This is a genomic window from Shinella kummerowiae (assembly GCF_009827055.1).
GTDB classification, from domain to species: Bacteria; Pseudomonadota; Alphaproteobacteria; order Rhizobiales; family Rhizobiaceae; genus Shinella; species Shinella kummerowiae.
The window spans coordinates 752,018-774,024 of record NZ_WUMK01000001.1; the positions used below are offsets into that span (position 1 = coordinate 752,018).

A 22,007-nucleotide genomic window follows, 5' to 3' on the forward strand; every position below is an offset into this window, starting at 1 on the left:
GGCGGCACCGTGTCAATCGGGGGTCAATCCGGGCTGAGGCCTTGCATTTCCGGGCATTCTCGTTTATCGAGCCCCCGTCCGCGTAGACACCCTTGGAGGCAACGCGGATGAGGCTTTCACGAAATCCTCAAGTTTTGCGCTGCCGGCGAATGCGCCAGCCGTGGAAAACTCTCCAGTAACACACGAAAGGTAAAGTCATGAGCCACGAAACTTACGAGCTCAAGGCCGAAACACGCGAACGGGTTGGTAAGGGGTCCTCCCGTGAACTTCGCCGCAACGGTCTTATTCCTGCAGTTATCTACGGCGACAAGCAGGCCCCGCTTTCCATCGCCCTGTCGACCAAGGACGTCACCCAGCGCATCCACGCTGGCGGCTTCAAGACGACGGTTGCCACGATCGACGTCAACGGCGAGAAGATCAAGGTCCTGCCGAAGGACTTCCAGCTTGATCCGGTCCGCGACTTCACGATGCATGTCGACTTCCTCCGCGTTTCGGGCAACACCCACGTCGTGGTCGAAGTTCCGGTTCACTTCGTCAACGAAGAGAAGTCCCCGGGCATCAAGGTCGGCGGCGTCCTGAACATCGTTCGCCACGCTGTCGAACTGCATGCTCTGGCCGGCGACATTCCGGAATTCCTGACGGCCGACCTGTCCGGCCTCAAGGTCGGCGACGGCATCCATATCTCGCACATCAAGCTGCCGAAGGGCACGAGCCCGGTCATCACCGACCGCGACTTCACGATCGCCACGATTGCCACCCCGGCAGCCGGCGTGAAGGAAGAAGAAGCCGAAGACTCGGCAGAATAATCCCTTCCAAAGGGACATTTCGTAAACCCCGCGTTCTCCAGGACGCGGGGTTTTTCTTTGCCTATTTGGCAGCACTACCGTGACGCGAGGTTTGAATTATCAGCACTTTTCCGGATCGGTATTTCAGCAACATTTAAGATTTTGATGAAAAGCTAAGCCTCTAAAAATGACGAAAGCCAAAGAGGGGCACTATGGGCTGGCTTCGCACCACGGCAGGCGGGCAACCGGCATGAAGATGCATTCGGTGGAAAGCCGCTTCATTGCCATCGTCATTGGCGCGCTGCTCGTCTTCGTCGCTCCGCTGTTCGTCCTGTTCCTCATCCTGTCGTCCGATCGTGTCGCGCGCGAACGCCTGGAGAACACCGAAGTGCTGCTGGAAGCCAATGTCCAGGCGCTCGGAAAACCCCTGTGGGATTTCGACAAGGACAGCATCGACCAGATCGTCACGGCGCTCCAGGCCGAGGCCGATATCAGCTTCGTGCGCGTTCGCGACAGCTCCGACATGATCGACATCCGCAAGCCGGCCGTCAGCCCCGACCCGGACGACGCCCGTTCCGTCGTTAAGACCGATATTCTCTATCGGGCGAGCGACGGCATCAAAAAGGTCGGCACCGCCGAGATATGGCTGCGCAAGCAGGGCATCTTCGCCCGCTTCACGAAGGACGAGGTGACGATCTTCGCCATCTTCTTCTTCGCCGTGGCAACGCTTTTCACCGCCGCCATCATCGGCAACCGCATCACCATCATCCGGCCGCTGATGCGGCTGACGGGCGCCATCGAGGCCACGCGCCGGCTCGGCTCGCGCCATCACGTCGACTGGACGTCGAACGACGAGATGGGCGCGCTCGCCCATAACTTCAACGAGATGCAGAGCAAGCTGGAGCGGGAGGAGAACGAACTCAAGCTGGCACATGCCCGCGCCACCGACATCTACAATCTCACCCCGGCAATGCTGTTCTCCATCGATGCGAACAACCGCATCACCGCCGTCAGCGACTACTGGCTCACCGCCACCGGTTACCGCCGCGAAGCGGTGATCGGCCAGGAATTCACCGATTTCGTCGTCGAGGAATCGCGCGAGACCTACCGCAAACGCCATATCACCAGCATGGAAAACGGCAGCATCTGCGAGGTCACCGTGCGCTTCCGCTGCGCCAATGACAGCATCATCGATGTGCTTATCCTGGAAACCGGCGTGGTGGCAAGCAACAGCCGGCAGGCGCTCTCGCTCTCGGTCATGACCGACGTGACCGACCTCAAGGAGGCGGAAAACCGCAACCACCGCCAGGCGATCACCGATCACCTGACCGGCCTGCTCAACCGCCAAGGTTTCGAGGCCGTGCTGGACGACCTGATCGGCGAAGCCGACACGCTCGGCCAGCAGCTCGCCTGCCTCTTCGTCGACCTCGACCGTTTCAAGTGGATCAACGACAATCTCGGCCACGCCGCCGGCGACGATGTGCTGTGCCAGGTGGCGATGCGCCTGCGCCGCCAGTTGCGCGCCGGCGATATCATCGCCCGCCTCGGCGGCGACGAATTCGCCATCCTGCTGTCCGCGCCCAATGCCCGCCAGCTTGCCATGGACGTCAGCGACCGGTTGGTCGCAAGCCTGCGAGCGCCGCTCATCGTCAACGGCGCGGAGATCAATGTCAGCGCCAGCATCGGCGTTGCCGTCTACCCGGACCATGCCGAGACGGCCGCCTGCCTGTTGCAGAAATCGGACATGGCGATGTATGCGCGCAAGCGCAGCGGCAAGAACGGCGTACAGCTTTTCGACAACAACATGGTCGACATCGCCCGCAAGCGGCTGGAGACCGAGCAGTTCATCGACCAGGGCCTACGCGACGACTGGTTCATTGCCCATCTCCAGCCGATCGTCAGCCTGTCGGACGGGCGCGTCGCCGGCTTCGAGGCACTGATGCGCCTCAATCATCCCGAACGCGGCCTGCTGCCGCCGGCCGAGATCATCGGCATTGCCGAAGAGAACGGTTCGATCGGCCAGATCGGCGATGCCATCCTGTCCAAGGCCATTGCCAGCCTCGCCGTCATCTCCAGGCTCGACGGGCTTGCCGACAGCTATCTCGCGGTGAATTTCTCGCCCCTGCAGTTCGAGCCCGCCCTGCCCGCGCGCCTGGCCGCACTGCTTCTCCAGAACGGCATCACGCCGTCGCGCATCGTCGTCGAAATCACCGAGGCCGTGCTGATGCTCGACAATCCGGTGGTGCGCGACGTGCTCGACGCGCTTTCCGATCTCGGCTGCCGTATTGCGCTCGACGATTTCGGCACAGGCTATTCCTCGCTCAGCTACCTCAACCGCTTTCCCGTCGATATCGTCAAGGTCGACCAGTCCTTCACCCGCTCGCTGTCGAGTGACCAGCCGGACGTGCGCCGCAAGAGCCGTATGCTGGTCGAAGGCATCCGCACGATCTCGCACCAGATGGGCTGCGCCGTGGTGGCGGAGGGCATCGAGACGGCCGAACAGTGGGATATCCTCCAGGCGATGAACATCGAATTCGGCCAGGGCTATCTGCTCAGCCGGCCCCTGCCGCTTGACGCGCTGCTGGAAAAGCTGGACGAATTCGCCAGGCCCACCGCGCCTGAGCGCCAGGCGATAGCCTCCTGAAAGGACCCGGGGACGAGACGATGAAGACACTGCTTCTGACGCTTTGCCTGTCGCTTGCCCCCCTTTCCGCGCCGCTTGCCGAAACCCTGCATTTCGTCACCGAGGAATATGCGCCCTTCAACTACACGAAGGACGGCAAGATCACCGGCATCGCGGTTGATCAGGTCAAGACGATCACCAAGGCGGCCGGCGTTGACTACAAGCTGGAGATCATGCCTTGGGCGCGCGCCTTCGCCATGGCGGAAAGCCAGCCCATGCATTGCGTCTTTACCACGGGCTACAACCGCGCCCGCGCCGACCGCTTCCTCTGGGTCAACCCGCTGCTGAAGGACGAGATGGTCCTGCTGAAACGCAAGGATGGCAGCAAGGGGCCGGCGACACTGAGCGCGGCGCGCGGCATGAAGGCCGGCTCGCAACGGGGCGATTTTGCCGTCGAGGCGCTGGAAGACCTTGGCTTCAAGGATATCGATCTCGCCGCCGATATCGATATCAGCGTGCGCAAGCTGCTTTCCGGACGCATCGATCTGATGCCGACCTCCATCAAGACCTATGAAAATCTGGTGCAACAGGGACAGCCGGTCGAAAAAGCCATGCTGATGGCCGGCCAAACCTACGGTATCGCCTGCCACAAGGATACCCCGCCCGATCTCGTCAAGCGCCTCCAGACAGAACTCGACAAACTGATCCTGAGCGGCGAGCAGGACCGCATCTTCACCGCCTATGGCCTGCCGCCAAACCCGCGCACGGCGCAAAACGGCGCGAAGAAATGACCACGGGCGGTTGACTTCCGGCCGCTTTCGCGGTGGTGAAGGCAACGACAGATCCTTTTGGCGGACCATTCCATGCTGATCATCGCCGGGCTCGGCAATCCGGGCGCAAAATATGCGGGCAACCGCCACAATATCGGTTTCATGGCGCTGGATGCGATCCATCGCAAGAACCCGTTTTCGCCCTGGTCGAAGAAATTCAAGGCGGAGATTTCGGAAGGCGAACTTGCCGGCGAAAAGGTGCTGCTGATCAAGCCGCAGACCTTCATGAACCTTTCGGGCGAATCCGTCGGCGAGGCCATGCGCTTCTACAAGCTGGCGCCGAAGGATATCGTCGCGATCTACGACGAGCTTGACCTCGCCGCCGGCAAGGCACGCATCAAGACCGGCGGCGGCCATGGCGGACACAACGGCATCAAGTCGATCGACGCCCATTGCGGCCGGGAATACCGACGGCTACGCCTCGGCATCGGCCATCCGGGCATCAAGGAACTCGTGACCAACCATGTGCTCGGCGATTTCGCCAAGGCCGACCATGCCTGGCTCGACCCGCTGCTCGACGAACTCGCGATCAATGCAGACATGCTGGCTCGGGGCGAGGATTCGCAGCTGATGAACAAGCTGGCACTCGCCGTCGGCGGAAAGCCGGAGGAGAAGGAAACCTCGGCGAAAAAACCCGCCGCCCAGTCCCACATCCGCCCGGCTCGCAACCACGCCCAGCCGAAGATCCTGCCGACGACCGGGCCAATGGCGGAAATGCTGAAAAAGCTGCTTGGCAACAAGGGCGAGTGATTTCCGAAGCGGTTTTGGAAAACGGCGGGATGGAAAAGCCGCCGAATCCGCTTCACGACGTGGCATTACAGGCGACGCACCAAATAGAGCCGATGGTGTCGACAACGGCCGGCTGCAGTTGTGTTGTCCGCATTACTCCGCGAACCGCCATTCCTGTTGCACGTCGTGCTCATGCTCCGTGTGGTGTTTTCCGGCACACGAGGTGTAAGCTGATAGACATTCAAGATCGTGGAGGTGGTGCATGCCCCGTTTCCTTGCCGTTTACACCATTAAGCCCGAGGACGTCGCGTCTTTTCGAAGCCTTCCCAAAGCCGAGCAGGATGCTATCGATGCCATCGGCGTCAAACAGTGGGCGGCCTGGGAGGAAAGAAATGCTGCGTCTATCCTCGATCGTGGCGGCATGGTGGGAAAGACGACGCGCATCACCAAGGACGGCGTCACCAAAGCGGTCAATCCATTCTGCGGCTATCTGGTTGTCGAGGCTGAGACCGCCGATGCCGCCGCGCGACTTTTCCACGACCACCCCCACATCACGGTCTTTCCCGGCGACGGCGTGGATATCATGCCCTTTGTAACCTGATCGTCTAGAAGTGATCAGGCCGCTGTCATGCGGCGGCCTGTCTGACGCCAAAGGAAGGATTCACGAAGCCGAGAACTTCACCGTTACGCCGCGCTGCCGAAAGTAGGCCTGCATCAGCTTCCTGCCAGAACGGTTATTCTGCACGAGCCTCGCCGGGTCGAATACGGCCTCTTTCAAACCCTCCCGCGTCAACGCTGTCTTGAGGGTCGCGATATGCAGGTCGATGTCGGCATTGTCCGCCTGGAGCGATTCATAAATACGGTTTGTTGCCTCTGCTACGGTCGGTTCGCTCACCATTCACTCCTGTTGTTGTTTCGGCTGGCGCTTACCACATTTTTCGGCTTGACCCTATTGCCCTGAAAAATACCATCTTCGATGGGTGACAATGGATTGGAACAACGTGTCCGTTTTCGACGATACGGCACCAGAAGCAGGCTAACGGGAACCGGCCCGTTGCGATCGACATGCCACGACAGCTTCGCGCCAATTGCGGTCATTCTGCTTCTACCTTACACTTTGGCTATGGTCCTTGCCCGCAAAGTAGTCCTCCACAGTCCTATCTCTGACACGGCTGATCTCGCGGGATTTGTCGAGCGGTGCCTTTCTGAAGGCGTGTTCCTGCTCGCGATTGTCGGGCCGGGCGCGGACAAACTGGAAGATGAGGTGGATTGGATCGTTGTTGGCGACGGCAACGATCCCAGCCGCTTCCTTTGCACCACATCACACCCTAACGAGCCCCTTGAAGAGGTCATCGGCATGGCGAGCGCCTTCGATGCCGGCCGCGGTGGGGTGGAGCAGGTATTTCTTTAGTCCGAATGGATTGATGCCGCCAAACGCAGGTCGAATTACTCTTCCGGTTCCGTCTGGAAGAGTAGCGGGAAGCCCGCCTCCTTGGCGAGGTCCGTCGCCTCCTTCGCCTTGGTCTCCGCAATATCGCGGGCACAGACCACCACAACGCAGGTGCCCATCTTGTGCGCGGTGATCATCACGCGCTGGCTGGCATCCTCGTTCATGCTGAAGACCGCCTTCAGCACCAGCACGACGAATTCGCGCGGCGTATAGTCGTCGTTGACAAGAATGACCTTGTAGAGCTTCGGCCGTTCCAGCTTTGGCTTGGTTATCGTCTTCGGGGTCAGGGTGACGTCATCGTTGCCCATCGGAAGCCCTCCTCGTGAGTGTGCCTTCGAGCGATGTAGGGATGATTGTGCACTGCGAGAAGGGGGAGTTCAAGAGCTGCGCATGCGGCAAACACTTGACCCTGCCCCGTCCTTCCCCCATAGCGGGGGCAACGATTTTCGAGACGAATGGACCACCTCAATGGGTTTCAAATGCGGTATCGTCGGACTGCCGAATGTCGGCAAGTCGACCCTCTTCAACGCGCTGACCAAGACGGCTGCCGCACAGGCGGCAAACTATCCCTTCTGCACCATCGAGCCGAACACCGGCGAAGTGGCGGTTCCCGATCCGCGCATGAAGGCGCTCGCCACCATCGCCGGCTCCAAGGAGATCATCCCGACGCGCATCTCCTTCGTCGATATCGCCGGCCTCGTGCGCGGTGCCTCGAAGGGGGAAGGCCTCGGCAACAAGTTCCTCGCCAACATCCGCGAAGTCGACGCGGTGGTGCATGTGCTGCGCTGCTTCGAGGATGACGACATCACCCATGTCGAGGGGCGCATCAATCCGGTCGGCGACGCCGACACGATCGAGACCGAGCTGATGCTCGCCGACCTCGAAAGCCTCGAGCGCCGCGTCGATCAGGCCCGCAAGCGCGCGGCCAGCAAGGACAAGGAATCGCTCGCGCAACTGCCGATCATGGAAGCCGTGGTCAAGCTTTTGAACGAAGGCAAGCCGGCCCGCCTTCTTCTCAAGACGCTGGCACCGGAAGAGATCGAGGTCCTGAAGGGCCTCAACCTCCTGACGTCGCATCCGGTCCTCTATGTCTGCAACGTCGCGGAAGGCGATGCATCGACCGGCAACGAGCACACGCAGGCCGTGGCCGCCATGGCCAAGGAACAGGGCGCCGAATGCGTCATCATCTCGGCGGCGATCGAATCCGAGGTCGCCCAGCTTCCGGAAGAGGAAGCGCAGGAGTTCCTCTCCGCACTCGGCCTTGAGGAAGCGGGCCTCGACCGCCTCATCCGCGCCGGCTATCACCTGCTCGACCTGATCACCTATTTCACGGTCGGCCCCAAGGAAACCCGCGCCTGGACCATCGTGCGCGGCACCAAGGCGCCGCAGGCCGCAGGCGTCATCCATACCGACTTCGAACGCGGCTTCATCCGCGCCTTCACGATCTCCTATGACGACTACATCGCCTACAAGGGCGAAGTCGGCGCCAAGGAAGCCGGCAAGGGCCGCGACGAAGGCAAGGAATACGTGGTTCAGGACGGCGACGTCATCCACTTCCGCTTCAACACGTAAAAGGCACCATGACGGACGCGCTGAAGACATTCGAGGATTTTACGCCCGGCCGCCGCTTCGATTTTGCGGAGCGGACGCTGACGGTGGAAGAGATCGTCGCCTTCGCAAGCGAGTTCGATCCGCAGCCGATGCATCTTGACGAGGCGGCCGGCCGTGCCAGCATTCTGGGCGGTCTCGCCGCCTCCGGCTGGCACACCAGCGCCGTCATGATGCGCATGCTCTATGAGGCCTATATAAGCGGCTCCACCTCGGAAGGCTCGCCCGGCGTCGACCTGATGGAATGGAAGCGCCCGGTGCTCGCGGGCGACACGCTCGGCGGCCATTGCGTGGTGCTGGATGCCCGCGCTTCGCGCTCGCGGCCCGAGATCGGTATCGTGCGCATGCGCGCGGAGGTGACGAACCAGCGCGGCGAACTCGTCGCGGTCTCCGAATATATCAACATGATGCGCCTTGCCGAGAAGGGAGCCGACCATGCGGATGGCTGAGCTTTATCCCTTCAACGAGACGGTCGAGATCGGCAGCCTTACCTTTACGGCAGAGGACATCGTCCGTTTCGCCAAGGACTTTGATCCGCAGCCCTTCCACCTCGATGCGGAACTGGCCAAGAACGCCCTCTTCGGCGGCCTCTGCGCCTCCGGCTGGCATTCCGCGGCCGGGTGGATGAAATGCTTCGTGCCGTTCTGGATCCGCGAAAGCAAGCGGCTCGCCAAAGACGGCATCGTCCCGCCGAACCTCGGCCCCTCCCCGGGCTTCACGAAACTGAGCTGGCTGAAGCCGGTTTTCGCCGACGACACGATCACCTATTCGGTGACGCTGCTGGCCTCGCGCGAGCTCGCCTCAAGACCCGGCCGCCTCGTCAATTCGATCCTCTGCGCCGGCAGGAACCAGAACGGCGAGCCGGTCATCCGGTTCGAGAGCACCGTGCTGGAGTTTGTCTAGGGCGGAGGCGGGAGTTACCCCCCTCTGTCCTGCCGGACATCTCCCGCACAAGGGGGGAGATAGGATGGAGAGGCGTTTCGCCATTCTTCAGCGCCGCGATGTATGCAAGGATCTCGCGTCTAGCCGATCTCCCTCCTTGTGCGGGAGATGTCCGGCAGGACAGAGGGGGGTGAGCCACTCGCTCAATGCCCGTCGAAGGCCACCAGCGTGCGGACTTCCACGCCGAGCGCCTCGAGCTTCTTGCGCCCTCCCAGCTCCGGCAGGTCGATGACGAAGCAGGCCGCGACGATGTCGGCACCGATCTGGCGCAGCAGCTTGACCGCCGCCTCCGCCGTGCCGCCGGTGGCGATCAGGTCATCGATGAGGATCACCTTCTCGCCCGGCTTGATGGCATCCTTGTGCATCTCCATCTCGTCCACGCCATATTCCAGGCTGTAGGCAATACGCACGGTCTCGTGCGGCAGCTTGCCCTTCTTGCGGATCGGCACGAAGCCGGTCGACAGCTGGTGCGCCATGGCGCCGCCGAGGATGAAGCCACGCGCCTCGATGCCGGCGACCTTGGCGATGCCGATGCCCGCATAGGGATGCACCAGTTCGTCGACGGCGCGACGGAAGGCACGCGGATTGCCGAGCAGCGTGGTGATGTCGCGGAACATGACGCCCGGTTTCGGATAGTCCGGAATGTTGCGGATCGCGGCGACGAGTTCGTTTTCGAGTGTGGACATGATGTTCCCGACTGCGGAGGATCTCCTCCGGTTATTGCAGGTGAGGCGCTGGCCCTCAACAAAAAAGGCGGCCCGGAGGCCGCCTTTTGACCGAACGGTGAAACCGCTCAGTGTTCCTTGTTCGCGTAGACCGACTTCTTCGTCAGGTAGATCAGACCGGTGAAGATCAGCAGGAAGACCATGACCATGAAGCCGGTACGCTTGCGTTCCTCAAGGTGCGGCTCGGCGGCCCACATCAGGAAGGCAGCGACGTCGTGGGCGTACTGGTCGACCGTCTGCGGCGAACCATCATCATAGGTGACCTGGTCGTCGGAGATCGGCTTTGCCATGGCCAGCGCTGCAGCACCGGCGAAGTACGGGTTGAAGTGCGTGCCTTCAGCGACTTCGAGATGCGCCGGCTTCTCTTCATCGTAGCCCGTCAGCAGCGAGTAGATATAGTCCGGCCCGCCTTCCTGGTACTGCGTGAAGATGTCGAAGACGAACTGCGGGAAGCCGCGGGTGATGCCGCGCGCCTTGGCGATCAGCGAGAAGTCCGGCGGTGCCGCGCCATTGTTCGAGGCGGCAGCCGCTTCATGGTTCGCATAGGGCGATGGGAAGTGGTCGGATGCAACGGCCTTGCGGGTGAACATCTCACCGTCGCTGTTCGGGCCGTCCTGCACTTCGTAGTTCGCCGCGAAAGCCTTGACCTGCGCTTCCGAGTATCCAAGACCTTCCAGCGTGCGGAAGGCCACGAGGTTCATCGAATGACAGGCCGAACAGACTTCGGTGTAGACCTTCAGGCCGCGCTGGAGCTGGCCCTTGTCATACTTGCCGAACGGGCCCGAAAAGGACCAGTCCTGTTCCTTCGGCTTATGGATCGGGTAATGCGGCGTGGCGTGTTCCGCCTCGGCGCCGGCAGCAGGCGCTGCCTCTTCAGCCGTGGCGAAGGAAACGCCGAGACCGGCGACGAGTGCGAGCGCCAGAATGCCTGAAACAAGCTTTTTCATTGTCATGGTTCCTTTCTCGCTCGCTCTCAGGCTTTGGCCAGCTTGGCGTTTTTCTTTTCCAGAACCGCTTCCGTGATCGAATTCGGAATGCGCTTCGGGGTCTCGATCAGGCCGAGGACCGGCATGATGACGAGGAAGAAGCCAAAGTAGTACAGAGTGCCGAGCTGCGAGAGGATGACGTAGATACCTTCTGCCGGCATCGCGCCGAGCCAGCCGAGCAGGATGGCATTGGCCACGAAGATCCAGAAGAACAGCTTGTACCAGGGGCGATAGACGGCGGAGCGAACCTTCGACGTATCGAGCCAGGGCAGGAAGAACAGCACGATGATCGCACCGAACATCACGAGAACGCCGCCGAGCTTCGAGTCGACCGGGCCGACGTTGAAGGTGATGGCGCGCAGCATCGCGTAGAACGGCAGGTAGTACCATTCCGGAACGATGTGGGCCGGGGTCTTCAGCGGGTCAGCCGGAATGTAGTTGTCCGGGTGGCCGAGATAGTTCGGCATGTAGAAGACGAACCAGGCAAATGCGATCAGGAACACCGATACGCCGAGCGCATCCTTGAGCGTCGCATAGGGCGTGAAGGCAACCGTGTCGGTCTTGGACTTCACCTCGACGCCAGTCGGGTTGGTCTGGCCGACGACGTGCAGCGCCCAGATGTGCAGGACAACAACGCCGGCGATCATGAAGGGCAGCAGGTAGTGCAGCGCGAAGAAGCGGTTCAGCGTCGGCTGATCAACGGCAAAGCCGCCGAGCAGGAACTGCTGGATCCATTCGCCGACCCACGGGAAGGCCGAGAAGAAGCCGGTGATAACGGTCGCACCCCAGAAGGACATCTGACCCCAGGGCAGAACGTAGCCCATGAAGCCGGTTGCCATCATCAGCAGATAGATGACGACGCCGAGGATCCAGAGGATTTCGCGCGGCGCCTTGTAGGAACCGTAGTAGAGGCCGCGGGCGATATGCAGGTAGACCGCGATGAAGAAGAACGACGCGCCGTTGGCGTGCATGTAGCGCAGCAGCCAGCCGTGGTTCACGTCGCGCATGATCTTCTCGACCGAACCGAAAGCCTCGTTGACGCCGGCGATGTAGTGCATGGCCAGAACGACGCCGGTCAGGATCTGCACGATCAGCATGACCGACAGCATGGCGCCGAAGGTGTAGGCGTAGTTCAGGTTGCGCGGAACCGGGTAGGAAACGAAGCTGTCATGGACCATGCGCGGCAGAGGCAGGCGCGAGTCGACCCATTTTTCGATGCCAGTCGTCGGCTGGTAGGTTGAATGTTCAGCACTCATTATCAGGTGTCCCCTCAACCGATCTTGATGACTGTATCGGATACGAACGAAAAGGTCGGCACAGCGAGGTTCTCAGGGGCGGGGCCCTTACGAATACGACCAGCGGTATCGTAGTGAGAACCATGACAGGGACAGAACCACCCGCCGAAATCGCCGGCCTGGCCGAGCGGAATACAGCCGAGGTGGGTACAGACGCCCACCATGATGATCCAGTTTTCCTTGCCTTCGCCCGCCGATCGGTCGAGGTCCGTCGCCTGGGCGTCGGCCGCGATGTTGGCGTTGCGGGCAACCGAGTCCTTGAGATCAGCAAGCTGGACGGCCTTGGCCTCTTCAACTTCCTTGTCGGTACGGTTGCGGATGAACACCGGCTTGCCGCGCCACTTGACGGTCAGGGACATGCCGGGCGTCACGCTGGAGACGTCGACATCGATGGCGCCGAGCGCCAGCGTCGATGCATCCGGGCGCATCTGGTCGATGAACGGCCAGGCGACCGCCACGCCGCCCACCACACCCGCCATCCCGGTGGTCAGGTAAAGGAAATCGCGGCGAGTGGGCTCGCCCAGGGATTCGCTTGATGTCTCGTGTTCGCTCACGGCTAAACCATCCTCTCACGCAATGTCTGCGGAAACCCGCCACGCCCCTTGGAAACCGGTCAAGTCCGGACACAATACGGCCATAGATTCCCCGTCAATCCGGCGCGTTCTATGCTTGATCGCAAATTATGTCTAGCCTTGGCAAGGGGAGGTGGGCACATTGTCGCGGGAAAAACGAGGCATCTTGACAAGGTGCAGGCATCACCTTGAACATCCAGCGCTTCCCCGCTGAAAACCCAGTCGCGAAACGACGATTTGCGGCCTTATTGCGCCGCTTCCTCGTGGCCGAGGAAACCGCCCGACTGGCGCGACCACAGATCCGCATAGAGCCCGCCTCTGGCGACGAGCTCCGCATGGGTCCCCTCCTCCACGATATCGCCGCGATCCATGACGATCAGACGGTCGAGCGCCGCGATGGTGGAGAGACGGTGGGCGATGGCGAGCACGGTCTTGCCGCGCATCAACCGCTCGAGGTTTGACTGGATCGCCGCTTCGACTTCGCTGTCGAGCGCCGAGGTCGCCTCGTCGAGCACCAGGATCGGCGCATCCTTCAGCATGACGCGGGCAATAGCGATGCGCTGGCGCTGGCCGCCGGACAGTTTTACGCCGCGCTCGCCGACATGGGCGTCGTAGCCCCGCCGGCCGCGCTGATCTTCGAGCGCAAGAATGAAATCGTGCGCCTCGGCCTTCTTGGCCGCTTCGATCATTTCGGCTTCCGTTGCATCCGGATTGCCGAAGAGGATGTTGTCGCGGATCGAACGGTGCAGCAGCGCCGTGTCCTGGCTGACCATGCCGATATTGCCGCGCAGGCTCTCCTGCGTCACACCGGCAATGTCCTCGCCGCCGACGAGGATGCGGCCGCCTTCAAGGTCGTAGAAACGCAAAAGCAGATTGACGAGCGTCGACTTGCCTGCACCGGACCGCCCGACGATACCGACCTTCTCGCCCGGCCGGATCGACAGTGACAGGTTGTCTATGACGCCGGACGCGCGGCCGTAGTGGAAGCGCATGTTTTCGAAGCGGATTTCCGGGCGCACGACCTTCATGTCCGTTGCACCCGGCTTGTCGACGAGGCCGATCGGCTGGGAGATGAGGTCGGCGGAGTTCTGGATCGTGCCGATGTTGCGCATGATACTGTTCAGCTGCGTCATCAGCCGGTTGAGCAGGAAATTCAGACGCAACACCAGCGCCATGGTGAAGGCGACGGCGCCGGAGCTGGCGATGCCGCTGAGCCAGAGATGGATCGACAACACCGCCATGGCCACGATCATCAGACCCGACACGAACGCCATGGAGGCGCGTACGCCCGTCAGGAAGCGTGTGAAGTTGAGCGTGGTCGTCTGGAAGATATCGAAGCCGTCGCGCATGTAGCGGTCGTTGGCGTCGTCCCGCCCGAACAGTTTGAGCGTCTGGATGTTGGAATAGGCGTCGACCATACGGCCGCTGAGCATCGATGCGGCTTCCGCAGTCTGGCGCGAATGCTCGCGGATGCGCGGCACGAAATAGCGTGCGAGCACGGAAAAAATCAGGAGCCAGACGCCGAGCACCGCCGCCAGACGCCAGTCGAGCCCGCCGAGCAACACCAGCGTCGAGGCCGTGTAGATCGTCACGAACCAGATGCTTTCCATGAAGGAGGTAATGACGTCGCCGGTCGCCTGCCCCGCCGACCAGACTTTTGTGACGATGCGGCCAGAAAAATCGTTCTGGAAGAACGACAGCGACTGGCGCGCGACATGCACATAGGATTGCCAGCGCACCAGATTGTAGAAGCCGGGCGTGATGACCTGCTGATCGACAAGCGCGGTAAAAAAGGTGACGATGAACCGCACAAGGCCGATCAGGCCCAGCATCAGCAGAAGTTCAGGCCCATGGGCGGCAATCAGTCCGCTCCACCCATCACCAGGCTTCACCGTCGCCAGGATATCGACCAGCCTCCCGACGAACCAGAAGGTCGCCGCCTCGATGCCCGCCGTGATGCCGCCCAGCACCAGCATCGCCGCAAACGGCGCCTTGGCCTGACCGACATAGAACCAGATGAAAGCCAGCAGCCCCTGCGGCGGCCGCAGATCATCCCGCCGCGCGAAGGGCTGAATCCAGTTCTCGAACCAGGAGAAGAGCGGGCGCAGGGTCATGCCACCGATATAGGCTGTTTTGAACGGGGGACAAATTAAAGATTGGAAATGTAGAAGGCCGGCCTTCGATTCCGAAGACCGGCCTTTTCGTTCATTCCGCCGCGGCTTCCGCCTCGGCGTCGTCGGCGATGAAGCCACCGGACTGGCGGGTCCAGAGGTCGGCGTAGATGCCGCCCCTGGCGACGAGCTCGGCGTGGGTGCCGGTCTCGTGCAGGTGGCCCTTGTCGAGCACGACGATGCGGTCCATCTCCGTCAGCGTCGACAGGCGGTGGGCAATCGCGATAACCGTCTTGCCCTGCATCAGGGCGAAGAGGTTCTCCTGGATCGCCGCCTCGACTTCCGAATCGAGCGCCGAGGTCGCCTCGTCCAGCACCAGGATCGGCGCGTCCTTCAGGAAGACGCGGGCGATCGCGATACGCTGGCGCTGGCCGCCGGACAGTTTCACGCCGCGTTCACCGACCTGGGCATCGAGCCCGGTACGACCCTGCTGGTCGACGAGGGTCTCGATGAAGTCCCAGGCATTCGCCCGCTTCGCCGCCTCGATGACCTCGGCATCCGTCGCGTCCGGGTTACCGTAGGCGATGTTGTCGCGGATCGAGCGGTGCAGGAGCGAGGTATCCTGCGTCACCACGCCGATCTGCGAGCGCAGGCTGTCCTGCGTCACCGTCGCGATGTCCTTGCCGTCGATCGTGATCTTGCCGGATTCGAGATCGTAGAACCGCAGCAGCACGTTCATCAGCGTCGTCTTGCCGGCGCCGGAACGACCGACGAGACCGACCTTTTCGCCCGCCCCGATAGACAGCGACAGATCCTCGATCACGCCCTTGTTCTTGCCGTAGTGGAAGCGGACGTGATCGAAGTTGATCGCGCCCTTTTCCGCCGACAAATCCGGCGCCTGCGACGCATCCTTGATGTCGTGCGGCTTGGTCATCATGCCCATGCCGTCATAGACCGTGCCAATGTTTTCGAACAGCGCGGTCACTTCCCACATCACCCACTGCGACATGCCGTTGATGCGCATGGCAAGGCCGACGGCCACCGCCACGGCACCGACCGACACGTCGCCGGTCATCCAGAAATAGATGCCGAGCGCCGCCGTGGCGAACATTGTCAGGACATTGTTGATGTCGATCGCGATGTTGAACAGCGAGATCTTGCGCATCTGGTTGTGCACGGTCTGCAGGAACTCGTCCATGCCGTCCCGGGCATAGGTCTCTTCCCGCCCGGCATGCGAAAACAGCTTTACCGTCGCGATGTTGGTGTAGCTGTCGACGATCCGGCCCGTCATCATCGAGCGCGCATCCGCCTGCTCCCGCGAAATCACCATGAGCTTCGGCACGAAGTAGCGCAGGATGCAGACATAGATGACGAACCACACGATGAGCGGCACGACGAGACGCAGGTCCGCCGAGGCGATGATCGCGATCATCGAGACGAAATAGCTCACCACATAGATGAACACGTCGATGATCTTCATCACCGTTTCGCGCACGGCAAGCGCCGTCTGCATGACCTTCGTCGAGACACGACCGGCGAACTCGTTGGAGAAGAAGGTCATGCTCTGGCGGATGAGATAACGGTGCATCTGCCAGCGGGCGATCATCGGGAAATTGCCCGCAAGCGCCTGGTGCATGGTCATCGTGTGCAGCGCGCCGACAACGGGAATGACGACGAGCAAGAGCGCCGCCATCCAGATCAGCGTACCGCTTTCCTTGGCGAGGAACGTGTTCGGATCGCTGTTCGACAGCCAGTCGATGATGTTACCGAGGAACTGGAACAGCAGCACTTCCGCGATGCCAAGCACCATGGAGCAGAAGCCGAGCACGGCAAGCCACGGCGCTGCCGGACGCGTATAGTGCCACAGGAAGGCAAAAAGGCCCTTCGGCGGCAGCGAAGGCGCCTCCGGGGGATAGGGATTCAAACGTCTTTCGAACCAGCCGAGCATGGCTTTCTCCGTAATGAAAAGACGGAACCGGGACGGACGGCGCAAAACGGGCGCTGTCAGGAACGGAATTCCGGTAGGATTGCCGCGCGGCGAGAAAAAACGTCACACGGCGATTTAAAGTAAGAATGCGATGGGATTTTGGGCGGCGAGGTGCCTAAGCGAGAAGAGGCGTGATTCCAGCCGGGAGGCGCAGCCGATTCGATAATTGCATCAGAAACCTCCCTTTTCTCGCGTTGTAGATGCGCCTTGGTTAGCTCGAAACGACGCAATTTGCCAGATGCTTTGTCGCAATTTCGTCTCTCGGGCCAATTCTGTTGCCATCGCGCCACATCCCGGTTAGGCGAAACAGCATGTCCGACCTGCACATCGCCCTTTATCAGCCCGACATTGCCGGCAATACCGGCACGATCCTGCGTTTCGCCGCCTGCCTCGGTCTTGCGGTCGATATCATCGAACCGGCGGGCTTCGACATATCCGACCGCAGCCTAAAGCGCGCCGGCCTGGACTATCTCGCGACCGTCAAACTCACCCGACATGTGAACTGGGAACGCTTCGAGGAATGGCGGTCGGCAAGCGGCCGGCGCCTCGTGCTCGCCTCCACCAAGGCCGCCGAGCGTTACACGGACTTCGCCTATCGGCCGAACGATATCCTGCTGTTTGGCCGCGAAAGCGCCGGCGTGCCGGACCGTGTGCACGACACGGCGGATGGCCGGGTGCTGATTCCCATGGTCGAGGGTCAGCGCTCGATCAACGTTGCACTCTCCGCCGCGATGATCTGCGGCGAAGCGTTGCGCCAGACAGGTTTCGCCTGACCTAGCCATCGCCCGGTCGGGCGATCCGAACGCCGGCGGCCACAATGCCGAGCACCAGCACGATCGCACCGACGATCGCATAGGCTCCATCAAATCCGGACGCCGTGATAAGCGGCTGCGAAACGACCGGCGACAGGAATTGCCCGGCGAAGATGCTCGACACAAGCAGACCCGAGATGCGGCCGCGCAGGTTTGGCGGCGCCAGCAGCATGGCGGCGGCGGCAAAATTCGGCATGATCGTGCCCATGCAGATGCCCGAAACGGCAAGCGCCACCAGCACGCCGGCATAGCCTGTGGCGCTGGAGAGCAGCAGGAACGACAGGCCGATCGAAACGAATCCGAGGCTGAAGACGCCCATCGTGCCAAGCATGCGGCGAACGGGCGCGAAGACGAGCGAACTCAACACCCCGACGAACTGACCCACGCCGATCGCCACCCCCGCAAGGCTCGGTGCGGCAAAGCCGAGCGATTCGAGATAGAAGGGCAGCTGCGTGGGGATCATGTAGAAGGCGATCATGTTGATCGCGGCCGCGAAGAACAACGCGGCAAGCAGCGCCACCGCGCGACCGCCGAGCCGGCTCTCCCCCTGCGCCACCCCGGTCGGGCGAGCACGCCGCGGTTCCGGCACGAACAGAAGCGCTGCCGGCACGAGCAGGATTGCCACCATGTAAATGAGGAACGGCCCCCGCCAGTGGATTTCCGCCAGGAAACCGCCGCCCGTCAGGAAGGCCGTGCCACCGATCCCCACGAAGGCCTGTTGAAGGCCCATGTACCGATCCCGCGCCGGCCCCTGGAAGAAATCGCCGACCAGCGCCGTCGTCGCCGTCATGATGCCGCCGACCGCAAGGCCGAGCACCGCGCGGCCGATCAGCAGGCCGGGCAGCGTATCGAGGAAAAGACCGGAGGCCCCAGCCACGGCAAACAGCGCAAGCGAGGTGACGAGCAAGGGCTTGCGGCCGAAGCGATCGACAAGAAAACCGGCCACCGGCGAAAACAACGCGATGAACAGTGCCGGCAGCGTCAGCACCAGCCGGCTGAGCAGCGCAACGTTCTCGACATCGGCAAACCGCACGGCGATGCCCGGCAGCGACGCGGAAATCGTCGCTCCGGACATGATGGTGAGCGTGCTGATGAAGAGCATCGTCGCATTGCGCCGGAGCTCCTGCGGAGAGCGGGCGACTTCCGCCCCCGCATAGTATTCCGGTTTCATGCCGCGGCCTCGTCGTAACGTGTTGTCGTGCGCGCCGCCTTCAGCGCGTCCGCCCACCAGGTAAGGCGCTTCAGGAGAATGGCAAGCTGTGCATTGAGCTGGCCGGGGCGGAAGGGATTACCGACTGGATCAAAATGGGTCCAGGCGTGCGCAAGGCTGACTGTCTCGCGAATAGCCACGGCATGCAGCTCGGCAAACACCAGCCGAAGCTGTTCGACGGCACGCAAACCACCGGAAACGCCGCCATAGGAGATGAAGGCGATGGGTTTGGCGTGCCAGGGCCGAAAGCACGAATCGATGATCGCCTTCAGCGCGGCCGGATAGGCGTGGTTGTATTCGGGCGCCACGATCAGGAAGGCGTCCGCCTGCGAGATCCGGCTTTCGACGAGCGTGGCCGAGGCTTCGTCCAGGCCGCCGGGCGTGAAGGTGAGTTCGGCCGGATCGATGCGGATGATGGTGTACTGACCAAATCCGGCAAGCTCCGGCTCCAGCCATCCCGCGATCGTATCGGCAAAACGCCCTTCGCGGCCGCTGCCATAGATGAGGGCGATGGTCAGTCTGTCAGTCATGCAGTTTGCTCCGTATTGGAAAAGCAGGGAGCGACTGATATAAAACCTCAACCAAAGTTGAGGTCAACAGCCATGACGGAAAAATGCCCAAACGGCACGATGCCCCGCGAACTCACCGTCGGCGAGGTCGCCGAGCGCAGCGGCGTGGCGGTTTCCACCTTGCATTTTTATGAGACGAAAGGGCTGATCCACAGCCAGCGCAACCGCGGCAACCAGCGGCGTTATCCGCGCAGCATCCTGCGCCGGGTGGCGGTGATCAAGGTGGCGCAACGCACCGGCATACCGCTGTCTGAAATCGCAGACGCGCTCTCGGTGTTGCCGCACGATCGTCCCCTGACGATACAGGACTGGCGCAATCTCTCGGAAACCTGGCGCGGCCAGCTCGACGAGCGAATCGCCCGGCTCACCAAGCTGCGCAACCAGCTCGACGGCTGCATCGGCTGCGGTTGCCTGTCGATGCAGGAATGTCCGTTGCGCAATCCCTGGGATACGCTTGGCGAGGAAGGACCGGGCCCGAGACTGCTCGAGCCCTGATCCTGTCGTTAATCCAGACGCGTCGCGAGCAATTTGTCGACGCGGCGGCCGTCCATGTCGACGACCTCGAAGCGCCAGCCCTGGGTTTCCGTGACCTCGCCGGTCTTCGGCAGCCTCTGGAGCGATTCGATGACCAGGCCCGCGGCGGTCTGGTAGTTGCGGCGGGCGGGAAGGGAAAGGCCGAGGCGATCGGCCATCTCGTCGATCGGCATGGAGCCGGCGATCAGCCAGGAGCCATCCTCGCGCTGAACGGCATGGTCGTCGTCGCCCTCGTCGATATCGGCGCGGAAGACGCCGGCAATCGCTTCCAGCACGTCGGCCGGGGTGATGACGCCCTCGAAGTGGCCGTATTCGTCGTGGACCAGCATCATCGGCACTTCGGAATTGCGCAGCTTCTCCAGCACGCGCATCGCATCCATCGAATCCGGCACGATCGGCGCCGGGCGCACGAAGGAGCGGATATCCAGCGGCTGGCCTGACAGGAGGGCCGACAGCAGCTCGCGCTTCTGGACGATGCCGACGATGGTTTCCGGGCCGCCATCCGCCACCGGCAGGCGGGAATGCTGGCTCTCGACGAGATATTGGTGAATTTCCTCGACCGTATCGCCAAGGTCGATCCAGTCGACATCGTTGCGCGGCGTCATGAGGCCGCGTGCAGCGCGGTCGCTGAAGCGCATGACGCCGGCGATCATCAGCTTTTCGCCACCCTCGATTACACCGGCGGCTTCGGCTTCGGCAACGATCGTCTTGATCTCTTCGTCGGTGACGACGCTTTCTGAAACCTGGTGCTGACCAAGCAGGCGGAAGATCAGCCGCGTCGATGCGTCGAGGATCCAGACGGCCGGGGCGCCGATCTTGGAGAGCAACGACATGGCCGGCGCCACGAGCGTGGCAAAACGCTCCGGATTTTTCAGCGCGATCTGCTTCGGCACAAGCTCGCCAACCACGACCGACAGATAGGTAATGAGAAAGATGACGATACCGTAGCCGAGCGGATCGGCCAGCCAGTCGGGCACGCCCTCGGCAAACAGGATATCACGCAGGCGGCTGCCGAGTGCGGCGCCTGAGAACGCACCGGCGAGAACGCCGATGAGCGTGATGCCGATCTGGACGGTGGAGAGGAATTTTCCGGGATTTTCCGCAAGCCTCAGCGCCGAGGCGGCACCACGCGAGCCCTGGGCCGCCATGGTCTTGAGCCGGGCTTTACGCGCTGAAACGATGGAAAGTTCGGAAAGGGCAAACACTCCGTTGAGGAGGATAAGGAAGACGGCAATCGCGAGTTCGAACAAGGACTGTGAGCCGTGCTTTAGAACCGCAACGGCGCCTTTCTGTTGATGACGATGGCCGCAAGATAGGGGCGCGGCGGGCCGGCGTCAATCGAGCTTGCCAATCATGGTCGCATCAGGATGGCGTCACAAGCATTTCGAGCAGAATATCGCGCAGCCGCGACACCGGGGCCGCCGGCACCGCTTCCGCCGTGTGCAGCATCAGGTCGACGCTGCCAAGCGCCGGCAATCCGGCCCGTTCGGGGTCGAGCGAACGCAGATGCGGGGGCATGCCGGCCGTGGTGCGGATCGTCACGCCGAGCCCTGCCGTCACGGCCGCCCACAGACCGGCAAGACCGGGACTGGCGAAAACCTGCCGCCAGTCGCGCCCTGTGGATGACAGCGCCTCGACCGCCGCCGCACGGAACGAACAAGGCGGATCGAAGGCGATGAGCGGCACCGGATCCTCGGACGGCACCTCGTAATCGGCGGCAGCGATCCAGACGATCGGATGCGTGGCGATGTGCTGACAATGCGCGCTACGCTGACCGCCCCAGGTGACAGCCATGTCGAGATCGCCGCGCTCGACCGCCGCCACCAGCTTGGCGCCGCGATCCACCCGCGCTTCCACCCTGAGCTTCGGATGCGCCCGGGAGAACCGGCCAAGCACCGGCGGCAGCGAGGTCTCGGCAAAATCCTGCGGGATACCGATCCGAAGCCAGCCATCGAGCGCGCGGCTGGAACCGAGCATCATCATCGCCTCGTCGTTCAGTTCGAGGATGCGCACGGCATAATCATAGAGCGCTTCGCCGGCATCGGTGAGCGCCAACCCCCTGCCCTGCTTGATGAACAGCGTCTGGCCGCTGACATCCGCGAGCTTTTTCAGTTGCAGGCTGACGGCCGGCGGCGTGCGCCCCAGCGCTTCCGCCGCCTTGGCGAAGCTGCCGAACCGCACCCCGGTAACGAAGGTGCGCAGCACGTCCATGTCGAAGTTGCGCGGAGAAACCATTCAG

23 protein-coding genes are annotated in these 22,007 nt (G+C 62.2%); 11 read left to right on the forward strand and 12 right to left on the reverse strand.

Going from position 1 to position 22,007, the window contains the following annotated elements; all coding sequences use genetic code 11:
- The first annotated feature begins 197 nt into the window (after positions 1 to 197).
- The 5 genes from GR138_RS03510 to GR138_RS03530 all read left to right on the forward strand — a co-directional run bounded on the left by GR138_RS03510 (position 198) and on the right by GR138_RS03530 (position 5,568).
- Positions 198 to 806 carry a 50S ribosomal protein L25/general stress protein Ctc gene (locus tag GR138_RS03510; RefSeq protein WP_160857206.1) on the forward strand — a complete coding sequence of 203 codons (609 nt, stop codon included), beginning with the start codon at positions 198 to 200 and terminating at the stop codon, positions 804 to 806.
- A 229-nt stretch (positions 807 to 1,035) separates the two neighbouring features.
- Positions 1,036 to 3,429 carry a putative bifunctional diguanylate cyclase/phosphodiesterase gene (locus GR138_RS03515; protein WP_420853605.1) on the forward strand — a complete coding sequence of 798 codons (2,394 nt, stop codon included), beginning with the start codon at positions 1,036 to 1,038 and terminating at the stop codon, positions 3,427 to 3,429.
- Between the two features lie 20 nt (positions 3,430 to 3,449).
- A complete protein-coding gene (locus GR138_RS03520; protein ID WP_160857207.1) occupies positions 3,450 to 4,199 on the forward strand; it encodes a substrate-binding periplasmic protein in 750 nt (249 codons plus the stop codon).
- Positions 4,200 to 4,271: 72 nt separating this feature from the next.
- Positions 4,272 to 4,988, forward strand: a complete 717-nt coding sequence (pth, locus tag GR138_RS03525) for an aminoacyl-tRNA hydrolase (RefSeq protein WP_160857208.1) — start codon at positions 4,272 to 4,274, stop codon at positions 4,986 to 4,988.
- Between the two features lie 241 nt (positions 4,989 to 5,229).
- Complete coding sequence (locus GR138_RS03530) at positions 5,230 to 5,568, forward strand: hypothetical protein (RefSeq protein WP_160857209.1); 339 nt, start codon at positions 5,230 to 5,232, stop codon at positions 5,566 to 5,568.
- 60 nt (positions 5,569 to 5,628) lie between these two features.
- On the opposite strand, the gene GR138_RS03535 is transcribed toward GR138_RS03530, so the two are convergent.
- Positions 5,629 to 5,865, reverse strand: coding sequence for a hypothetical protein (locus GR138_RS03535; RefSeq protein ID WP_160857210.1), 237 nt, complete (start codon positions 5,863 to 5,865; stop codon positions 5,629 to 5,631).
- Between the two features lie 93 nt (positions 5,866 to 5,958).
- Between GR138_RS03535 and GR138_RS03540 the strand changes: the two genes are divergently transcribed.
- The gene (locus tag GR138_RS03540; protein ID WP_246200263.1) at positions 5,959 to 6,378 is read left to right on the forward strand and encodes a hypothetical protein; all 420 of its coding nucleotides are present in this window, start codon (positions 5,959 to 5,961) and stop codon (positions 6,376 to 6,378) included.
- 35 nt (positions 6,379 to 6,413) lie between these two features.
- Here the strand turns inward: GR138_RS03540 and clpS are convergent, their stop codons facing one another.
- On the reverse strand, positions 6,414 to 6,725 hold the full coding sequence (clpS, locus tag GR138_RS03545; protein WP_160857211.1) for an ATP-dependent Clp protease adapter ClpS: 312 nt from the start codon (positions 6,723 to 6,725) through the stop codon (positions 6,414 to 6,416).
- Between the two features lie 160 nt (positions 6,726 to 6,885).
- Between clpS and ychF the strand changes: the two genes are divergently transcribed.
- The 3 genes from ychF to GR138_RS03560 are packed head-to-tail and all read left to right on the forward strand — an operon-like array spanning position 6,886 to position 8,928.
- Positions 6,886 to 7,989, forward strand: a complete 1,104-nt coding sequence (ychF, locus tag GR138_RS03550; RefSeq protein ID WP_160857212.1) for a redox-regulated ATPase YchF — start codon at positions 6,886 to 6,888, stop codon at positions 7,987 to 7,989.
- 8 nt (positions 7,990 to 7,997) lie between these two features.
- The gene (locus GR138_RS03555; protein ID WP_160857213.1) at positions 7,998 to 8,474 is read left to right on the forward strand and encodes a MaoC family dehydratase; all 477 of its coding nucleotides are present in this window, start codon (positions 7,998 to 8,000) and stop codon (positions 8,472 to 8,474) included.
- On the forward strand, positions 8,461 to 8,928 hold the full coding sequence (locus tag GR138_RS03560) for a MaoC family dehydratase (RefSeq protein WP_160857214.1): 468 nt from the start codon (positions 8,461 to 8,463) through the stop codon (positions 8,926 to 8,928). Before GR138_RS03555 ends, GR138_RS03560 begins: the two co-directional genes overlap by 14 nt.
- A 182-nt stretch (positions 8,929 to 9,110) precedes the next feature.
- Here GR138_RS03560 and GR138_RS03565 read toward each other — a convergent pair whose 3' ends face one another.
- The 6 genes from GR138_RS03565 to GR138_RS03590 all read right to left on the reverse strand — a co-directional run bounded on the left by GR138_RS03565 (position 9,111) and on the right by GR138_RS03590 (position 16,604).
- Complete coding sequence (locus tag GR138_RS03565) at positions 9,111 to 9,653, reverse strand: adenine phosphoribosyltransferase (RefSeq protein ID WP_160857215.1); 543 nt, start codon at positions 9,651 to 9,653, stop codon at positions 9,111 to 9,113.
- A gap of 107 nt (positions 9,654 to 9,760) precedes the next feature.
- A complete protein-coding gene (locus GR138_RS03570; RefSeq protein WP_160857216.1) occupies positions 9,761 to 10,639 on the reverse strand; it encodes a cytochrome c1 in 879 nt (292 codons plus the stop codon).
- A 26-nt stretch (positions 10,640 to 10,665) separates the two neighbouring features.
- On the reverse strand, positions 10,666 to 11,934 hold the full coding sequence (locus tag GR138_RS03575) for a cytochrome b (RefSeq protein ID WP_160857217.1): 1,269 nt from the start codon (positions 11,932 to 11,934) through the stop codon (positions 10,666 to 10,668).
- 14 nt (positions 11,935 to 11,948) lie between these two features.
- Positions 11,949 to 12,527 carry a ubiquinol-cytochrome c reductase iron-sulfur subunit gene (gene petA / locus GR138_RS03580; protein WP_160857218.1) on the reverse strand — a complete coding sequence of 193 codons (579 nt, stop codon included), beginning with the start codon at positions 12,525 to 12,527 and terminating at the stop codon, positions 11,949 to 11,951.
- A 263-nt stretch (positions 12,528 to 12,790) separates the two neighbouring features.
- Entirely contained in the window at positions 12,791 to 14,659 is a 1,869-nt protein-coding gene (locus tag GR138_RS03585; protein ID WP_160857219.1) for an ABC transporter ATP-binding protein, read from the reverse strand.
- Positions 14,660 to 14,750: 91 nt separating this feature from the next.
- Complete coding sequence (locus GR138_RS03590) at positions 14,751 to 16,604, reverse strand: ABC transporter ATP-binding protein (protein WP_160857220.1); 1,854 nt, start codon at positions 16,602 to 16,604, stop codon at positions 14,751 to 14,753.
- Positions 16,605 to 16,954: 350 nt separating this feature from the next.
- On the opposite strand from GR138_RS03590, the gene GR138_RS03595 reads away from it, so the two are divergent.
- The gene (locus tag GR138_RS03595; protein WP_160857221.1) at positions 16,955 to 17,416 is read left to right on the forward strand and encodes a tRNA (cytidine(34)-2'-O)-methyltransferase; all 462 of its coding nucleotides are present in this window, start codon (positions 16,955 to 16,957) and stop codon (positions 17,414 to 17,416) included.
- 1 nt (position 17,417) lies between these two features.
- Here the strand turns inward: GR138_RS03595 and GR138_RS03600 are convergent, their stop codons facing one another.
- Positions 17,418 to 18,626, reverse strand: a complete 1,209-nt coding sequence (locus GR138_RS03600; protein ID WP_160857222.1) for an MFS transporter — start codon at positions 18,624 to 18,626, stop codon at positions 17,418 to 17,420.
- On the reverse strand, positions 18,623 to 19,195 hold the full coding sequence (locus GR138_RS03605) for an NADPH-dependent FMN reductase (protein ID WP_160857223.1): 573 nt from the start codon (positions 19,193 to 19,195) through the stop codon (positions 18,623 to 18,625). The genes GR138_RS03600 and GR138_RS03605 overlap by 4 nt, the downstream gene beginning before the upstream one ends.
- Positions 19,196 to 19,267: 72 nt before the next feature.
- Between GR138_RS03605 and soxR the strand changes: the two genes are divergently transcribed.
- Positions 19,268 to 19,729 (forward strand): redox-sensitive transcriptional activator SoxR, encoded by a 462-nt coding sequence (soxR, locus tag GR138_RS03610; RefSeq protein ID WP_160857224.1) that lies wholly within the window; start codon positions 19,268 to 19,270, stop codon positions 19,727 to 19,729.
- 8 nt (positions 19,730 to 19,737) lie between these two features.
- Here soxR and GR138_RS03615 read toward each other — a convergent pair whose 3' ends face one another.
- Positions 19,738 to 21,018 (reverse strand): hemolysin family protein, encoded by a 1,281-nt coding sequence (locus GR138_RS03615; RefSeq protein WP_160857225.1) that lies wholly within the window; start codon positions 21,016 to 21,018, stop codon positions 19,738 to 19,740.
- A 112-nt stretch (positions 21,019 to 21,130) separates the two neighbouring features.
- Entirely contained in the window at positions 21,131 to 22,003 is an 873-nt protein-coding gene (locus GR138_RS03620) for a LysR substrate-binding domain-containing protein (protein WP_160857226.1), read from the reverse strand.
- Between the last annotated feature and the right edge of the window lie 4 nt (positions 22,004 to 22,007).